Genomic DNA, 14,580 nt, shown 5'->3' with positions numbered 1-14,580 from the left:
CACGCACAAGCCATGCAAACGAATCTCAGCGACGAAGCGAAGACGCTCGCGCGCGCGAAGGAAGCGGAAGACATTCTGCGTTCGTGCGTCCATTGCGGGTTCTGCAATGCCACCTGCCCGACCTATCAGTTGTTGGGTAATGAACTCGATGGTCCGCGCGGGCGCATCTATCTCATCAAGCAGATGCTGGAAGGCGAGCCGGTCACGCAGAAGACGCAGCTGCATCTCGACCGCTGCCTGACGTGCCGAAATTGCGAAACGACGTGTCCTTCGGGCGTCACCTATCACGCGCTGCTCGACATCGGCCGCGGGGAACTGGAGCGTCGCGTTCAGCGGCCCGCCGGCGAACGCTTGCTGCGCAACGGATTGCGTCACGCGATTACGCGTCCTGCCGTGTTCGATACCTTGCTGAAGGCTGGCCGTCTCGCGCGTCCCGTTCTGCCGAGCGCTTTGCGACAAAAGATTCCTGCACGCGCGACCGCGGCCAAGGTGCGGCCGGGCGCGCGGCATGCGCGTCGTGTGCTCATGCTGGAGGGATGCGTGCAGCCGTCGCTGTCGCCGAATACGAACGCAGCGGCCGCGCGCGTGCTGGATCGGCTCGGGATCAGCGTGATCGGTGCGCCGCAGGCCGGCTGCTGTGGCGCGACCGACTATCACCTGAACGCACAGGAGGCAGGTCTGATGCGCGCGCGGCGCAACATCGACGCATGGTGGCCCGCCATCGAAGCGGGTGCGGAAGCGATCGTGCAGACCGCGAGCGGTTGCGGGGCGTTCGTGAAGGAATACGGCCATTTGTTGCGGGGCGATCCGACGTATGCGGCGAAAGCCGCGCGCGTCAGTGAACTCGCGCTCGATCTCGTCGAAGTGATGCGCAAAGAACCGCTCGACGCGCTCAGATCCACCGACCGTAAGCGCATCGCGTTTCATTGTCCTTGCACGCTCCAGCACGCGCAGAAACTCGGCGGCGCAGTGGAGTCGATCCTGACACGCCTCGGCTACGACCTGACCGCCGTGCCCGATGCGCATCTGTGCTGCGGCTCGGCCGGAACGTATTCGATCACGCAGCCGGCGCTATCGACGCAACTGCGCGAGCGCAAGATGGACGCGCTCGAAAGCGAAGCGCCTGAAATGATCGTCACGGCGAATATCGGGTGCCAGACGCATCTCGCGGGCGCGGGGCGTACCGGCGTGCGGCACTGGATCGAGCTGGTGGAAGATGCGCTTCGGTGAAGACACCGAAAGGCTCAGCGCATATCGATAAAACAGTTTCCACGTCCCTTTGCGCGGCGCTTCACGGTCTGATTCCGCGCGAAGTCGCAGAGCGGGTTTCTCGAATCCGCTTTCCGGTCGACGGCGACGCCGCTTCGTCATCGCGTTTGACGATGGTGCCTTTCCCAAAAAGCACGTACAAAGCGGCTTGTCAGGCGCATCATGCTCTCACAACATTGACTCGCCGAACGAAGGCGTGCCTTCGCGATCGGCGCATTGACGGAGTGAGACGAAGCGATGCAACTCGAACAAGGGGTGGGCGGTCCACAGACTCTTTACGACAAGATCTGGAATAGTCACCGGGTGATGTCGCGCGACGACGGGCAGGACCTGCTGTTCATCGATCGGCATTTTATTCATGACGTCACCGCGCAATCATTCGATCTGTTGCGCGAGCGCGGGCTCAAGCCACGGTCGCCTGAGCGAATCTTCGGTACGGCGGACCACTACGTTTCCAGCGCGGCAAACGACATGTCGGCGGTGACCGACCCCGAGCGGCGCGCCATGATCGTGGCCCTGCAGCGTGACGCAGCCGCGTCGAACATCACCTTGTTCGACATGGACGATTCGCGTCGCGGCATCGTTCACGTGGTCGGGCCCGAGCAGGGGTTGAGTTTGCCTGGCATGACCGTCGTCTGCGCCGACAGTCACACGTCGACACACGGGGCGATGGGCGCGCTCGCGTTCGGTATCGGCGCAACCGAGGTGGCTCATGTGCTCGCCACGCAATGCCTGTGGCAACGCAAGTCGAGCAACATGCGCGTCACCTTCGACGGCACGCCGGGCCCGGGTGTCACCGCCAAGGACCTGATCCTCGCCGTCATCGCGCGCATCGGCGTGGCTGGCGCCGTGGGGCATGTCATCGAGTACAGGGGCTCCGCGATCGCCGGTCTCTCGGTGGAAGCTCGGCTGACGCTCTGCAACATGAGCATCGAGGCCGGCGGTCGCGCCGGCATGATCGCGCCAGACGACACCACCTTCGCGTATCTGGCCGGTCGTCCCTTCGCGCCGAAGGGCGAAGAGTGGGACCGCGCGATGGCGCACTGGCGCACCTTGTTCACCGACCCCGATGCAACGTTCGACCGGGAGGTGCATATCGACGTCGCCGGGATCGCCCCGATGGTGACCTGGGGCACAACACCCGAATATGCCTGCGCCATCGACCGGCGTGTTCCCGATCCCGCGCTGCAGGCGGACCCCGATCTGCGCGCTGCCATGTCGACGGCGCTCGACTACATGGGATTAGCCCCGAACGAGGCGCTGGAAGGCGTTGCGATCGACCGGGTCTTCATCGGTTCGTGCACGAACGGGCGCATCGAGGATATGCGCAGCGCGGCCGAGGTCGCGCGGGGCCGCCATGTCGCATCTGGCGTCGAGGCATGGGTGGTGCCGGGCTCGCATGAGGTACGAGCGCAAGCCGAGGCGGAAGGACTGGACCGCGTGTTCAAGGAAGCCGGCTTCCAGTGGCGTTTCCCGGGCTGTTCGATGTGCCTTGCAACCAACGGCGATATTGCCGCGCCTGGGCAGCGTTGCGCCTCCACTTCGAATCGCAATTTCGTGGGCCGTCAAGGGCCGGGCGTGCGCACGCATCTGATGAGTCCAGCTATGGCGGCTGCCGCTGCCGTAACGGGACGTCTGACTGATGTGCGCCGCCTCTTGGGAGCATGAGATGGAAAGCCTGACTCACCTCGACGCAGTCGCAGCCCCGATCGTCGTCATCAATTGCGATACGGACCAGATTCTGCCGGCGCGCTTCCTGCAAAAACCTCGCTCCGACGATTTCGGCCAGTTTCTCTTTCGTGCGCTGCGCTTTGGCCCGGACGGCACCGAAAAGCCTGAGTTCGTGCTCAACCAGGCGTCGTTTCGCGAGTCGCGCATCGTGGTGGCGAACCACAACTTCGGTTGCGGATCTTCGCGTGAGCACGCTGTCTGGGCGCTGTACGACTACGGCATCCGGGCGGTGATTGCCCCGAGCTTCGGCGATATCTTCTTCATCAACTGCCTGAAGAACGGGCTGCTTCCCATCGTGCTGCCGGAGACCGTGGTTCTTCCGCTTCTGGAATACCTGACCACGAAGGCGGGTAGCCGAATCTCCATTGACGTGCCCGCACAGAGTGTGACGTTACCCGACGGCGCCTCGCATGCTTTCGAGATGGAGCCCTTCGCCAAGCAATGCCTGCTGCGTGGCATGGACGAGATCGATTACACGCTTTCGCATCGAGATCGCATTGATGCATTCGAGCGCAATCGCGCCGACGCATATTGAGGCGCGCGCTTTCTAAAACGACCCTGGAGGAGTTCAGATGAAGATTGCAGTCATGCCCGGTGATGGTATCGGTCCCGAAGTAGTGGCGCAGGCTCTCAAGGTGCTGCAAGTCGTGGCACCTCATGCCGAGACTCAAGAGGCGCACATCGGCGAGGCCGGAATCCAGGCGCACGGCGTGCCGCTTCCGGAGCCCACGCTCGACGTGGCGCGCAAGGCTGACGCCATCCTTTTCGGTGCGGTGGGCGTAGCCGATGAGGCGGACATTCCTCGCGAGCGTCGTCCCGGAACCGGTCTGTTGCAACTGCGCGAAGCGCTCACACTGTACGCGAACTTCCGTCCGGCCTATATGTTCCCGGAACTGATTGGCGCTTCCACTCTGCGGCCGGAAGTCGTCGATGGACTGGACATCGTGATCGTTCGTGAGCTGAATGGCGACGCTTATTTCGGTCAGCCGCGCGGCTTCGAAACCAACGAAGCAGGCGAGCGCGTGGGTTTCAACACGATGCGTTATTCCGAGTCGGAGGTTGAGCGCGTCGCGCACGCGGCTTTTCGAGCCGCGTGTCGCCGTCACCACAAGCTGTGCTCGGTGGACAAGGCCAACGTGCTGGAGGCGAGTCAGTTGTGGCGCGAAACTGTCACGCGCGTCGGGCGAGACTACCCGGACGTCGAACTGAGCCATCTCTTCGTGGACGCCGCTGCCATGATGCTGATGCGCCGGCCCAAGCAGTTCGATGTGATCGTTACGGGCAATCTGTTCGGCGACATTCTGTCGGACGCTGCGGCCATGTTGACCGGATCGATCGGCATGCTGCCCTCGGCTTCGCTAGGGTACGACCGCAAAGGGCTGTACGAGCCGGTGCACGGCTCGGCGCCGGATATTGCCGGCAAGGACATCGCTAATCCGCTTGCCGCCATCTTGTCGCTTGCGATGATGCTGCGCGAGAGCTTCGAGATGGAGGATGCTGCGGGCCGCGTCGAGCAGGCCGTGCGAACAGTGCTGTCCGCCGGCTACCGCACCGCCGACATCTACCAGGAGGGCACCCGAAGCGTCGGCACCCGTGACATGGGTGACGCAGTGGTCGAAGCCTTGCGAAAAGAAGTCGTTTAGGGCGGATCGCGCCTTGGGCTGGCTGCCATCTCGGCGTCACGGTCACGAAGTGCCAGTCCGTCCAGGGCAGTTGTTCGCACCAACATCCCTAGAAAGGGAGGAGACAACCATGAAGCTGAAATTCGCTGTTGCATTGTGCGCAGCCGTGGAACTCGCTTGCGCATCAGCCACGGCAGTGGCGAAGGACACGCCGGAGAAGCCCGAGTTGCACATTGCAGCGGCGTCGACTGGCATCACATACCTGCCCATGCTCGTTGCCAAGCAGCGCGGCTACTTCAAGGACGAAGGGCTCGACGTAACCATCGCGGCATTTTCCGGAGGTTCAAAGACGCTGGAGGCCTTGTTGGGCGGCAGCTCCGATATGGTGGCGGGCGCCTATTCGAACACGATCACCATGGCGACGAAGGGTCAGCACCTCGTCGTGGTGGCCGCACAAGTGATTTGCCCGGGCTGGATCTTTGGCGTGTCTCAGAAACACGAGACAGACGTCAAGTCGCCCAAGGATTTGAAGGGCATGCGAATCGGCGTGAGCGCGCCAGGCTCCAGCACGCACATGGCGGTCAACTACATCTTGCACAAGGCGGGGCTGCAGCCTTCGGACGTGTCGATCATCGGCGTGGGGCAGGCGGCCGGTGCCGTTGCAGCGGTGCGTGCGGGTCAGATCGATGCGCTCATCGTCAATGATCCGAGTGCCACGATTCTGACGAAGGATGGCAGCCTGAGACCGCTCGAGAACATGCGCACGGCGGACGGCAACGTGAAGGTGTTCGGCTCCGACTATCCCGAGTCGAGCGTATTCGCGACGCAGGACTTCATCGACAAGAATCCCAAGACGGTCCAGGCAGTCGCCAATGCAATCGTGCGCGCGGAAAAGTGGATAGCCAAGGCCACGCCGCAACAAGTCGCAGACAACGTGCCGCCGCAGTTTTTGGGCGAGAACAAGGCGCTCTATGCCGAGGCCTTCACGAATAGCCGCCGCTGCATCGCGCAGAACGGGGAGATCACCCCCAAAGGCGCGCAGACGGTGCATGAGGTGCTTGCAGCCTTCGACCCTGCGGTAGCGTCGGCCAAAATCGACCTCGCCACGACCTATGACAATCGGTTCGTCAGAAAGGCGGCGGAGGTCCAGCCATGAGCACCGCAGCATGTAGCATCCCGCTCGACAGCGGACAGGCAGAAGTGCGTGAAGCGTTACGCTTCGACAACGTGACCTGCACCTTTGCCGGCAATGGCAAGCATGCCCAGACCTACACCGCAGTTTCTGGCGGCAGTTTGACGATAAGGGACGGAGAGTTCGTCTCGATTGTCGGCCCCACGGGTTGCGGCAAGTCGACACTGCTGAACGTGGCGGCCGGGCTCACCCGGCCTTCGTCCGGCAGTCTGAGCGTGTTCGGCAAGAAGCTGACCCAGGGTCTCAATACACAGGCGGCCTACCTGTTTCAGGTGGATGCGCTCATGCCGTGGAAGACGGCCGAAGAGAACATTGCGATCGGCTTGGTCTTTCGCGGAATGCCGCGCGAAGAAGCCCTGGGTGTCGCCCGTGGCTGGCTCGAGCGAGTGGGGCTGCAAGGTCATGGGAAGAAATACCCCCATCAGCTGTCCGGCGGCATGCGCAAGCGGGCCGGTTTGGCGCAAGCCCTGGCGCTCAATCCGCGCATCATTCTGATGGACGAACCATTCAGCGCGCTCGATATCCAGACCCGCCACCTGATGGAAAACGAGCTGTTGCAACTGTGGTCACGCGATCGCAAGTCCGTGATGTTCGTGACTCACGATTTGGAAGAGGCTATCTCGCTTTCCGACCGGGTCATCGTGCTGTCGGCGGGACCCGGTACACGACCCATCGCCGAGTTCGAGATCGATCTGGAGCGGCCGCGCGAAATGTCGGAGATCCGGATGACGCAGCGTTTCCTTCAACTGCATACCCAGATCTGGGACGTGCTTCGAGGCGAGGTTCTGAAAAGCTATGCGCGCAATCGAGTTTAGTCCAAACAATCGTTTCACCGTTCTGGTGACGCGGCTGGCAATTTTGATCGGTGTCCTGTTCCTCTGGTGGCTTGGCACCTATCAGAAGTGGCTGTCCCCGTTCTTCTTCGGAGACCCTGTAGGTGTGGCTCGTCGCATCGTCGAGTGGTTCGTGACGGGCTCGGTCTTCCGCCATTTGTACACGACCCTGCTCGAGACCATGCTTGCGTTTGCAATCGGCACGGTCCTGGGATTGGGATGCGGCCTTTGGCTTGCCCTTAGCCCGTTTCTGGCCGTCGTGTTCGATCCGTTCATCAAAGCAATGAACTCGATGCCGCGATTGATCTTTGCGCCCATTTTCGCGCTTTGGTTCGGACTGGGCATCTGGTCGAAAGTAGCGTTGGGCGTAACGCTTGTCTTCTTCGTGGTCTTCTTCAACGTGTTTCAGGGTGTCCGCGAGGTGAGCCCGACAGTGTTGTCGAACACCCGGATGCTAGGCGCCAACTCGCGTCAACTGATGAGGCACGTGTATTTGCCATCGGCGACGAGCTGGGTGTTTTCGAGCCTGCATAACGCGATCGGCATCGCCTTCGTCGGCAGCGTGGTGGGCGAGTATCTGGGCTCGGAGAAAGGCGTTGGCTACCTGATTCTGCTGGCCGAAGGCGTGTTCGATATCAACTCGGTCATCGCGGGGATCCTCGTGCTCACCGTGTTCGCTCTCGTGCTCGATACAGCGGTATCGATGATCGAAGACTATCTGCTGCGCTGGCGCCCCGTGGCCGGGCAGACGGTGGCCGCTAGCGCCTGAGCGCGAGTGCATGGGATGCGTGATTCAACCTTGAGGAACTAAATTGCAGACCAACAAAATCAATCTGACGGGCCGCGTCGCCGTCGTGACCGGCGGCGCGCAAGGCATCGGTCTGGAAGTCGGCCGCCGGCTGCTCGAATCGGGTGCCCGGCTCGTGATCTGGGACGTCAATCCTGCCGGCATCGAGCAGGCCCGTACCCAGCTGAGCCAGCACGACGTTCACTTTGAGTGCGTCGACATTGCCGACTTCGCGAGCGTGCAAGCGGCTGTCGCGGGAACGATGAAATCCGCGGGACGTATCGATATCCTGATCAACAACGCGGCGATTGTTGGCCCGAATGCGCCTCTGATCGAGTATCCGATCGATATCTGGAAGCAGGTGATGGAGATCGACGTCAACGGTACCTTTCACTGCTGCCGTGCGGTGGTCCCGGAGATGGTCCGCCAGAACTATGGCCGCATCGTCAATCTCGCCTCGGTCGCCGGCAAGGAAGGTAACCCGAATGCGTCGGCCTACAGCTCGGCCAAGGCCGCGGTCATCGCAATGACCAAGTCGCTGGGAAAGGAGCTGGCGCGTCACGACATAGCAGTCAATTGCGTCACTCCTGCCGTTGCGCGCACACCTGGCGCGATGGAGCAGGCGCCCGAGCATATCGAGTACATGTTGGGCAAGATCCCGCGCGGCCGTTTCCTCGAACTCAATGAGGCCGCCGCCATGATCGCCTGGCTCGCGAGCGAAGAGAACTCCTTTACCACTGGCGCGGTTTTTGATCTGTCTGGCGGACGCGCCACCTATTGAAGCGAGCATACACATATGAAGCTGTTGCGCTACGGTTCACCGGGCCAGGAGAAGCCGGGTCTTCTCGATGCCGAGGGAAATATTCGGGACTTGTCGAACCATGTTGCCGATATTGCCGGCGAAGCTCTGCTACCCGATAGCCTTGCACGCCTGAAGGCGCTCGATGCCGCGTCGTTACCGCGCGTAGAAGGCAGTCCGCGCCTCGGGCCCTGCGTGGGTGGCACGGGCAAGTTTATCTGCATCGGCTTGAACTACTCTGACCACGCGGCAGAAACCGGTGCCACGGTCCCGCCGGAGCCTATCATTTTCATGAAGGCTACGAGCGCGATCGTTGGTCCGAACGACACGATCGAGATTCCGCGCGACTCGATCAAGACCGACTGGGAAGTGGAATTGGGCGTGGTCATCGGGAAGACAGCCAAGTACGTCAGCGAAGCCGATGCCATGAACCATGTCGCGGGCTATTGCGTCATCAACGATGTGTCCGAGCGCGCGTTTCAGGCGGAGCGTCAGGGCCAATGGACCAAGGGCAAGTCGGCCGATACGTTCGGTCCGACCGGGCCCTGGCTCGTAACCGCGGACGAGGTGCGCGACCCGCAGACGCTGCCGATGTGGCTGGAAGTCAACGGACATCGCTATCAGAACGGCAGTACGGTCACCATGGTGTATGGCGTGCGCTACCTGGTGTCGTACCTGTCGCAGTTCATGTCATTGCAGCCGGGCGACATTATCTCCACGGGCACACCTCCCGGAGTCGGCCTGGGGCAAAAACCTCCGGTCTATCTGAAACCGGGCGATGTTGTGACGCTGGGCATCGAGGGCCTCGGGCAGCAGCGCCAGAACGTCGTGCAAGGCTGAACGCTTCACGACACGGCCGCGCAAGACACATTTCCAACGGAGACATATCATCGTGACAGCGCTTTGGCGTCGAGTTTCTATCGCATTGGCAACCTTCGCCGCCGTCTCGAATGCGTCGGCCGCCAGCGGCGCGCCTGTGCCGGAAAAGCCCAAGCTCCACCTGGCGGCGGCGGGTGTCGGTTTTCCTTACCTGCCGTTCGTCATCGCGGACAGTCGGGGATACTTCAAACAGGCCGGGTTAGACGTTGAAATCGGCGTGTTCAGTGGAGGCGCCAAGGCGCTGCAGGCAATGATGGGCGGTAGTGCCGACATAGTGGCTGGGGCCTACTCCAATACGATAACGATGGCCGCCAAAGGGCAGAAGCTGGTCTCGTTCGTGACCTTGGCCTCGTGCCCCGGATGGGTATTCGGTGCGACTCGCGCAAGCCACGCCAGGATCAAGACTTATGCGGATCTGAAGGGCATGCGCATTGGCGTGAGCTCGCCCGGATCGAGCTTTCACATGGGCGTGAACTATCTGCTGAGCAAGTCCGGCGTAAAGCCCGGCGACGTATCGATCATTGGCGTCGGCTCCTCTGCCGGGGCGATCGCTGCAGCGCGCAGTGGTCAGATCGACGCACTGATGAGCAACGACCCGGTCGCTACCGTTCTGCAGGGCAGCGGCGATCTGTTTCCGTTGGCTGTGATGCGAGACCCGGCCGGAACGCGCGCGACACTGGGCGGCGACTATCCGGAAGCTGCCATCTACACGACCAAAGACTTCCTCGTCAAATATCCGAACACCGTGCAAGCGGTAACGAATGCCATCCTCGAGGCTGAGCGCTGGATGGTGCATGCAACGCCTGAGCAGGTCGCCGCCGCCGTACCGCCACAATATGCTCTCGCCGAGAAGGATGTCTTCGCTCGTGCCTACGCCAACATGCAAAGCTGCATTTCGCGCGACGGCCTGATGACCGACGCTGCCGCGCATACCGTACATGATGTGTTGACTGCATTCGATCCCGACATCGGCAAAGCCTCGATCGACCTGAAGGCTACGTACGACAACCATTTCGTCGAGAATGCGGGCAAGCGCTGAACTGAGGAGAATGAACATGGAGAGCGACGTCCGCATCCTCGCGGAAGGCTTGATGTTTCCCGAGGGACCCGTGGCGATGTCTGATGGCTCGGTCGTGCTGGTCGAAATCGAGCGTGAGACCATCAGTCGCGTAGCTGTTGACGGTACGGTGAGCGTCCTTGCGAAAATCGGCGGAGGGCCGAACGGTTTGGCCTTGGGTCCGGATGGTGCTTTCTACATCTGCAATAACGGGGGGTTCCTTTTCCGTACCGTTGCCGGGCTCAATCGCACTCGGCCGGGTATCCATCCAGGCTATACGAGCGGTCGAATCGAACGGTTCGACCCGCGTACGGGTGCGCTCACGACGCTCTACGACCGCTGCGGCGATCATCCGCTGTGCGGCCCCAACGACATCGTGTTCGACCACGAAGGCGGTTTTTATTTCACCGATTTTGGCAAGAACCGGCTGCGTGATCGCGATCACGCCGGCCTGTATTACGGGCGAGCCGATGGGTCGATGATTGTCGAAGTCGCTTATCCGCTTACCACGGCGAACGGCGTCGGCTTGTCGCCGGACGACCGTACCGTCTATGTGGCGGAAACCGAGACGGCGCGCTTATGGGCTTTTGACCTGGAGGCACCGGGCAGGGCACGCAAGCATCCGTATCCATCCCCGCACGGCGGGCGTCTCGTGTGCGGGCTTGCCGGCTACCAGCGATTCGATAGTTTGGCAGTGGATGTGGAAGGGAATATCTGCGTGGCCACGTTGGTCACCGGCTGTATCACCGTGGTCGCGCCGTCTGGCGAGGTGATGCGGCAAGTCACGGTGCCGGACGGCATGGTGACGAACATATGCTTCGGTGGCGCCGACATGAAGACAGCATATGTCACGATGTCCGGCACCGGACGTCTGGGTGCGTTGTCGTGGCCGCAAGCGGGGTTGAAGCTCGCCTATTCGTGATTTCCGGCTTGCTGCTGCGCACTTGCTAGCAGATGCTTGAGAAAGAGCTGGACGGGCGCGGGGAGCGACTCTGCCTCGCGCACACAGATTTTCCAATGCCGCTCAGCCCAAGGTTCGTCCAACAGCACGGCGACCAAGGGCGCCGAGCTGACGTAGCGTTCAGCATGATGCTCGGGTACAAGCCCGACGCCAAGCCGCGCCTCGACCATGCTGCGCACCGGCTCGAAGCCATTCACCCGGATAGAGAGCTTAAGCGGGTGGTCAAGGTCTGCCGCTGCGCGCAACACCAGCGAATTAAGATAGCTTCCTTCCTGAGGTCCTACGAGCGGGTATTCGGCCACCTCGCGGAAGCTCACTCGGCCCGCACGGCTGAGTGGATGATCGGGCGGCATGATGACGACCAGCCGGTCGCTGCGGTAGGGAAAGACCTGCAGTCCAGCGGTCACGGTGGTGCCGCCGAACACGCCGATATCGGCAGTGTTTTCGGCCACGGCGCGCACCACTGCAGGGCTCAGGCTTTCCTGTAGGTCGATCCGCAGACCTGGATGCAGGTCCAGAAAAACGCGGATATCTTTGGCAATGTACTGCACGATGGTCGAGAGGCTCGCGTGCAGCCGGATCTGACCACGCACGCCTTCGGCGTGGTCAAGCAGCTCGCTTTCCATCTGTTGAATGTCGCGCAGAAGCGTCCGGGCGTGTTGCAGCAGTGCTGCCGCCGCGACTGTCAGTTCCAGGCCCTTGTTGCTGCGCACGAACAGAGCGGTCTTGAGTATGTCCTCAAGCTGGGACATGCGCTTGCTGAGCGCCGAAGGGGCGATATTCTCGAATTCTGCTGCCCGCGCGATGCTGCCGTGCTCACAGACGGCGATGAACAGCTTCAGCGATTGTAGGTCGAAACGCAACTGAGTCTCCTGAGCGCGGTCTTCTTGCCGCGACGCTTTCATGTGAAACGAGAATAGTCACGGAGTCCGTGGCAAGTCAACCGGGGCCGATCGAGCGGCATCAACGCAAGCTTGGAACACATCGCCGATATCTTCGGGACTATCGAGAGCATCGCGATTTCCTACGTCGTCGGACACGGTCATGGCTCGACCGGGCTCAGACCACGCTGGTCAATCCGCCATCGACGAAAAGCGTCTGCCCATTCACGAAGTCCGACGCCGCCGACGCGAGGAACACCGCCGCACCGCACAGTTCCTCGACGCGGCCCCAGCGGCCCGCGGGCGTGCGCTTGCAGAGCCACTCCGAGAAAGCCGGATCGTCGACGAGCGCGCGGTTGAGATCGGTCTCGAAATAGCCGGGCGCGATCGCATTGGCCTGAATGCCGTGCCGCGCCCATTCCGCGCACATGCCTTTGGTCAGCATGCGAATGGCGCCTTTGGTGGCTGCATAGGGCGCGATGCCCGGTCGCGCCAGCTCGCTTTGCACCGACCCGATGTTGATGATCTTGCCGCGCCCGCGCGCCAGCATGTGCCGCGCGACGGCCTGCGAGACCTGGAATACGCCGTCGAGATTCACGCGCAGCAGGTCGTTCCAGTCGCCTTCGTCGAAGTTTTCGAGCGGCGCGCGGCGCTGGATGCCCGCATTGTTGATCAGAATGTCGATCGCGCCGATGGTCTTCTCGACACGTTCGATCGCCGCGACGACCTGCTCGCGGTCGGTCACATCGAACACGGCGAAACCGGCGTCGAAGCCTTCGCCTCGCAGGTCTGCGGCGAGATCGGCGGCTTTTTGCTCATTGCGATCGTTTATCACGATCGAAGCACCGGCGCCCGCGAGTCCCCGTGCGAGCGCCAGGCCAATGCCGCGCCCGGAGCCGGTGATCAGGGCCCGCCTGCCATGCAGGCTGAATAGTTTCATTGTCTCGTTCATTTTTCTGGTTGCGCATTGCGTGGTAGATGCGTGATGTCTCCGATTGCGCCTGGTTCACCCGAAGTGTGGTCGTAGCGCCAATAGTCCTGCATGACGTTCTTATCACGATTCAAGCGCGCATTGCTCGACGCGGTCTAGCTTTGCACCGGTGCCGTCTAACGGAACTCCGGCCGCTGTGCCTTCAAAACCTTCCGCTGCGGTGACGGCGTGGGATCGGCGTACGCCGATTTTCGCGCCGCGTTTTGGCGCGCTAGGGGAAATCCCCGACCTTCCTTTTCTTGTGTAGTCCCTGCCGGTCCGTTACCGTTGCGAAAATAGACATGATTTCTATTTTTCGGCTGCAGGGACATTCGCACGAAGCGAGGAGACAAGGATGAGTCTGAGATACCGGTTGCTGGCGCTGACCTGGCTGCTGCAGTTCGTGAACTATCTGGATCGGGTGAGCATTTCCGTCGCCGGCCCGACGATGATGAAAGCGTTGCGTCTCGATGCCGCGCAGTTCGGCGTCCTGCTCGCCGCTTTCGCGCTCGGCTACGCGCTGATGCAGTTGCCCGGCGGCTTCCTCGCGGACCGGTTCGGCACCAAGGCGCTCTTGGTCGTGGCGCCGGTCCTGTTCTCGATTTTCACCGGCATGACGGGACTCGCGACGTCGATGGCCGTGCTGATCGCGGCGCGCTTCTGTTTCGGCCTGGCCGAAGGATCGTGCAACGCGGCCGTCTATAAGGCCGTCGCGGACAACTTCAGTCACAAGGACGCGGCCAAGGCGCACGCCGTCTGGCTCTCGGCGCTCGCGATCGGACCGGCGGTCGTCGCGCCCGTCGTCACAAGCCTGCTGATGAACGGCGACTGGCGCAACGTGTTCTACGTGTTCGCGGTTCCGGGCGTGATCGTCGCGCTGCTGATCCTCTTCATCATTCCGGGTAAGGCAATCGAAGCGAAGGAACGCACGACGCACGACAAGGCGAACCGCGCCGAGCAATGGCGTCTGTTCGCCGGGCGCAAGAGCACCTGGCTGCTGTTCTTCGGCTATATGACCTTCAGCGTCGGCTACTGGGGCTTTCTCGGCTGGATCCCTTCGTATCTCGCCAACCAGCGGCATATCGATTTGAAATCGCTGGGCGTCGCGGCGTCGGTGCCTTATCTTTTCGGCTTCCTCGGCATCGTGGTATTCGGCTGGCTCGGCAGCGGACTGCTGCATCGCAGGCGGCCGACGCTCGTGGCCGTAGGCTATGTCTGCACGGGGCTCGCACTGTATCTCGCGTACAGCGCGGATGATATCGTCGCATGCGTGATCGGCCTTTCGGCAGCGGCGTTTCTGCTGTACGGCTGCCTCTCGCCGTATGCGGGCCTGGTCGCGCAACTGGCGCCGCAAGGCGCGCGCGGCGTGTTCGCAGGCGTCATCAATACGGGCGGGCAGATAGGCGGGCTGCTCGCGCCGCTCGGCGTGGGTTATCTCGTCAAGGCGAGCGGCTCGTACAACAATGGCTTCCTGTTCATGATCTCGGCGCTCGTCATCGGCGCGGGCTGCTTCGCGGCGCTGCAATCGCGCATAAACGGCCGCGAGCCGGAAGCCGACGGCACGAGCCCCGCGATTCAGCAGAACATCTGACGCGCGCT

General features: G+C 62.1%; 14 protein-coding genes. 12 read left to right on the top strand and 2 right to left on the bottom strand.

The features are described 5' to 3' along the window. Nucleotides 1-12: 12 nt before the first annotated feature. The 11 genes from glcF to NCR38_RS27840 all read left to right on the top strand — a co-directional run bounded on the left by glcF (nucleotide 13) and on the right by NCR38_RS27840 (nucleotide 11,091). Entirely contained in the window at nucleotides 13-1,230 is a 1,218-nt protein-coding gene (gene glcF, locus NCR38_RS27890; RefSeq protein ID WP_250477941.1) for a glycolate oxidase subunit GlcF, read from the top strand. A gap of 276 nt (nucleotides 1,231-1,506) precedes the next feature. Continuing rightward, entirely contained in the window at nucleotides 1,507-2,937 is a 1,431-nt protein-coding gene (gene leuC, locus NCR38_RS27885; protein WP_061118647.1) for a 3-isopropylmalate dehydratase large subunit, read from the top strand. Nucleotide 2,938: 1 nt separating this feature from the next. Next, on the top strand, nucleotides 2,939-3,535 hold the full coding sequence (gene leuD / locus NCR38_RS27880) for a 3-isopropylmalate dehydratase small subunit (RefSeq protein ID WP_061118646.1): 597 nt from the start codon (nucleotides 2,939-2,941) through the stop codon (nucleotides 3,533-3,535). 37 nt (nucleotides 3,536-3,572) lie between these two features. After that, nucleotides 3,573-4,643 carry a 3-isopropylmalate dehydrogenase gene (leuB, locus tag NCR38_RS27875; RefSeq protein ID WP_250477940.1) on the top strand — a complete coding sequence of 357 codons (1,071 nt, stop codon included), beginning with the start codon at nucleotides 3,573-3,575 and terminating at the stop codon, nucleotides 4,641-4,643. A 109-nt stretch (nucleotides 4,644-4,752) separates the two neighbouring features. Then, nucleotides 4,753-5,778 (top strand): ABC transporter substrate-binding protein, encoded by a 1,026-nt coding sequence (locus NCR38_RS27870; RefSeq protein WP_061118644.1) that lies wholly within the window; start codon nucleotides 4,753-4,755, stop codon nucleotides 5,776-5,778. Then, nucleotides 5,775-6,629, top strand: coding sequence for an ABC transporter ATP-binding protein (locus tag NCR38_RS27865; RefSeq protein ID WP_250477939.1), 855 nt, complete (start codon nucleotides 5,775-5,777; stop codon nucleotides 6,627-6,629). The genes NCR38_RS27870 and NCR38_RS27865 overlap by 4 nt, the downstream gene beginning before the upstream one ends. Continuing rightward, complete coding sequence (locus tag NCR38_RS27860) at nucleotides 6,610-7,416, top strand: ABC transporter permease (protein WP_061118642.1); 807 nt, start codon at nucleotides 6,610-6,612, stop codon at nucleotides 7,414-7,416. The genes NCR38_RS27865 and NCR38_RS27860 overlap by 20 nt, the downstream gene beginning before the upstream one ends. A gap of 43 nt (nucleotides 7,417-7,459) precedes the next feature. Beyond that, nucleotides 7,460-8,215, top strand: a complete 756-nt coding sequence (locus NCR38_RS27855) for an SDR family NAD(P)-dependent oxidoreductase (protein WP_061118641.1) — start codon at nucleotides 7,460-7,462, stop codon at nucleotides 8,213-8,215. 15 nt (nucleotides 8,216-8,230) lie between these two features. Then, entirely contained in the window at nucleotides 8,231-9,073 is an 843-nt protein-coding gene (locus NCR38_RS27850; protein WP_061118640.1) for a fumarylacetoacetate hydrolase family protein, read from the top strand. Nucleotides 9,074-9,125: 52 nt separating this feature from the next. Next, a complete protein-coding gene (locus NCR38_RS27845) occupies nucleotides 9,126-10,151 on the top strand; it encodes an ABC transporter substrate-binding protein (RefSeq protein WP_250477938.1) in 1,026 nt (341 codons plus the stop codon). Nucleotides 10,152-10,167: 16 nt separating this feature from the next. Continuing rightward, entirely contained in the window at nucleotides 10,168-11,091 is a 924-nt protein-coding gene (locus NCR38_RS27840) for an SMP-30/gluconolactonase/LRE family protein (protein ID WP_061118740.1), read from the top strand. On the opposite strand, the gene NCR38_RS27835 is transcribed toward NCR38_RS27840, so the two are convergent. Then, complete coding sequence (locus tag NCR38_RS27835; protein WP_250477937.1) at nucleotides 11,082-11,993, bottom strand: LysR substrate-binding domain-containing protein; 912 nt, start codon at nucleotides 11,991-11,993, stop codon at nucleotides 11,082-11,084. The two genes, NCR38_RS27840 and NCR38_RS27835, sit on opposite strands and share 10 nt — an antisense overlap. Before the next feature lie 196 nt (nucleotides 11,994-12,189). Then, nucleotides 12,190-12,951, bottom strand: a complete 762-nt coding sequence (locus tag NCR38_RS27830; RefSeq protein WP_409219321.1) for an SDR family oxidoreductase — start codon at nucleotides 12,949-12,951, stop codon at nucleotides 12,190-12,192. Nucleotides 12,952-13,336: 385 nt separating this feature from the next. Between NCR38_RS27830 and NCR38_RS27825 the strand changes: the two genes are divergently transcribed. Next, complete coding sequence (locus tag NCR38_RS27825; protein ID WP_061118637.1) at nucleotides 13,337-14,572, top strand: MFS transporter; 1,236 nt, start codon at nucleotides 13,337-13,339, stop codon at nucleotides 14,570-14,572. Nucleotides 14,573-14,580: the final 8 nt, after the last annotated feature.

The organism is Caballeronia sp. INML1, from assembly GCF_023631085.1.
Lineage (GTDB): Bacteria > Pseudomonadota > Gammaproteobacteria > Burkholderiales > Burkholderiaceae > Caballeronia > Caballeronia turbans.
This window is presented reverse-complemented; position numbering and strand designations above follow the sequence as displayed.

What these genes read in the sequence shown, in the direction of transcription:
- glcF (WP_250477941.1), top strand. Translation starts at nt 13, where the DNA reads ATGCAAACGAATCTCAGCGACGAAGCGAAGACGCTCGCGCGCGCGAAG.
- leuC (WP_061118647.1), top strand. Translation starts at nt 1,507, where the DNA reads ATGCAACTCGAACAAGGGGTGGGCGGTCCACAGACTCTTTACGACAAG.
- leuD (WP_061118646.1), top strand. Translation starts at nt 2,939, where the DNA reads ATGGAAAGCCTGACTCACCTCGACGCAGTCGCAGCCCCGATCGTCGTC.
- leuB (WP_250477940.1), top strand. Translation starts at nt 3,573, where the DNA reads ATGAAGATTGCAGTCATGCCCGGTGATGGTATCGGTCCCGAAGTAGTG.
- NCR38_RS27870 (WP_061118644.1), top strand. Translation starts at nt 4,753, where the DNA reads ATGAAGCTGAAATTCGCTGTTGCATTGTGCGCAGCCGTGGAACTCGCT.
- NCR38_RS27865 (WP_250477939.1), top strand. Translation starts at nt 5,775, where the DNA reads ATGAGCACCGCAGCATGTAGCATCCCGCTCGACAGCGGACAGGCAGAA.
- NCR38_RS27860 (WP_061118642.1), top strand. Translation starts at nt 6,610, where the DNA reads ATGCGCGCAATCGAGTTTAGTCCAAACAATCGTTTCACCGTTCTGGTG.
- NCR38_RS27850 (WP_061118640.1), top strand. Translation starts at nt 8,231, where the DNA reads ATGAAGCTGTTGCGCTACGGTTCACCGGGCCAGGAGAAGCCGGGTCTT.
- NCR38_RS27840 (WP_061118740.1), top strand. Translation starts at nt 10,168, where the DNA reads ATGGAGAGCGACGTCCGCATCCTCGCGGAAGGCTTGATGTTTCCCGAG.
- NCR38_RS27830 (WP_409219321.1), bottom strand. Translation starts at nt 12,951, where the DNA reads ATGAAACTATTCAGCCTGCATGGCAGGCGGGCCCTGATCACCGGCTCC.
- NCR38_RS27825 (WP_061118637.1), top strand. Translation starts at nt 13,337, where the DNA reads ATGAGTCTGAGATACCGGTTGCTGGCGCTGACCTGGCTGCTGCAGTTC.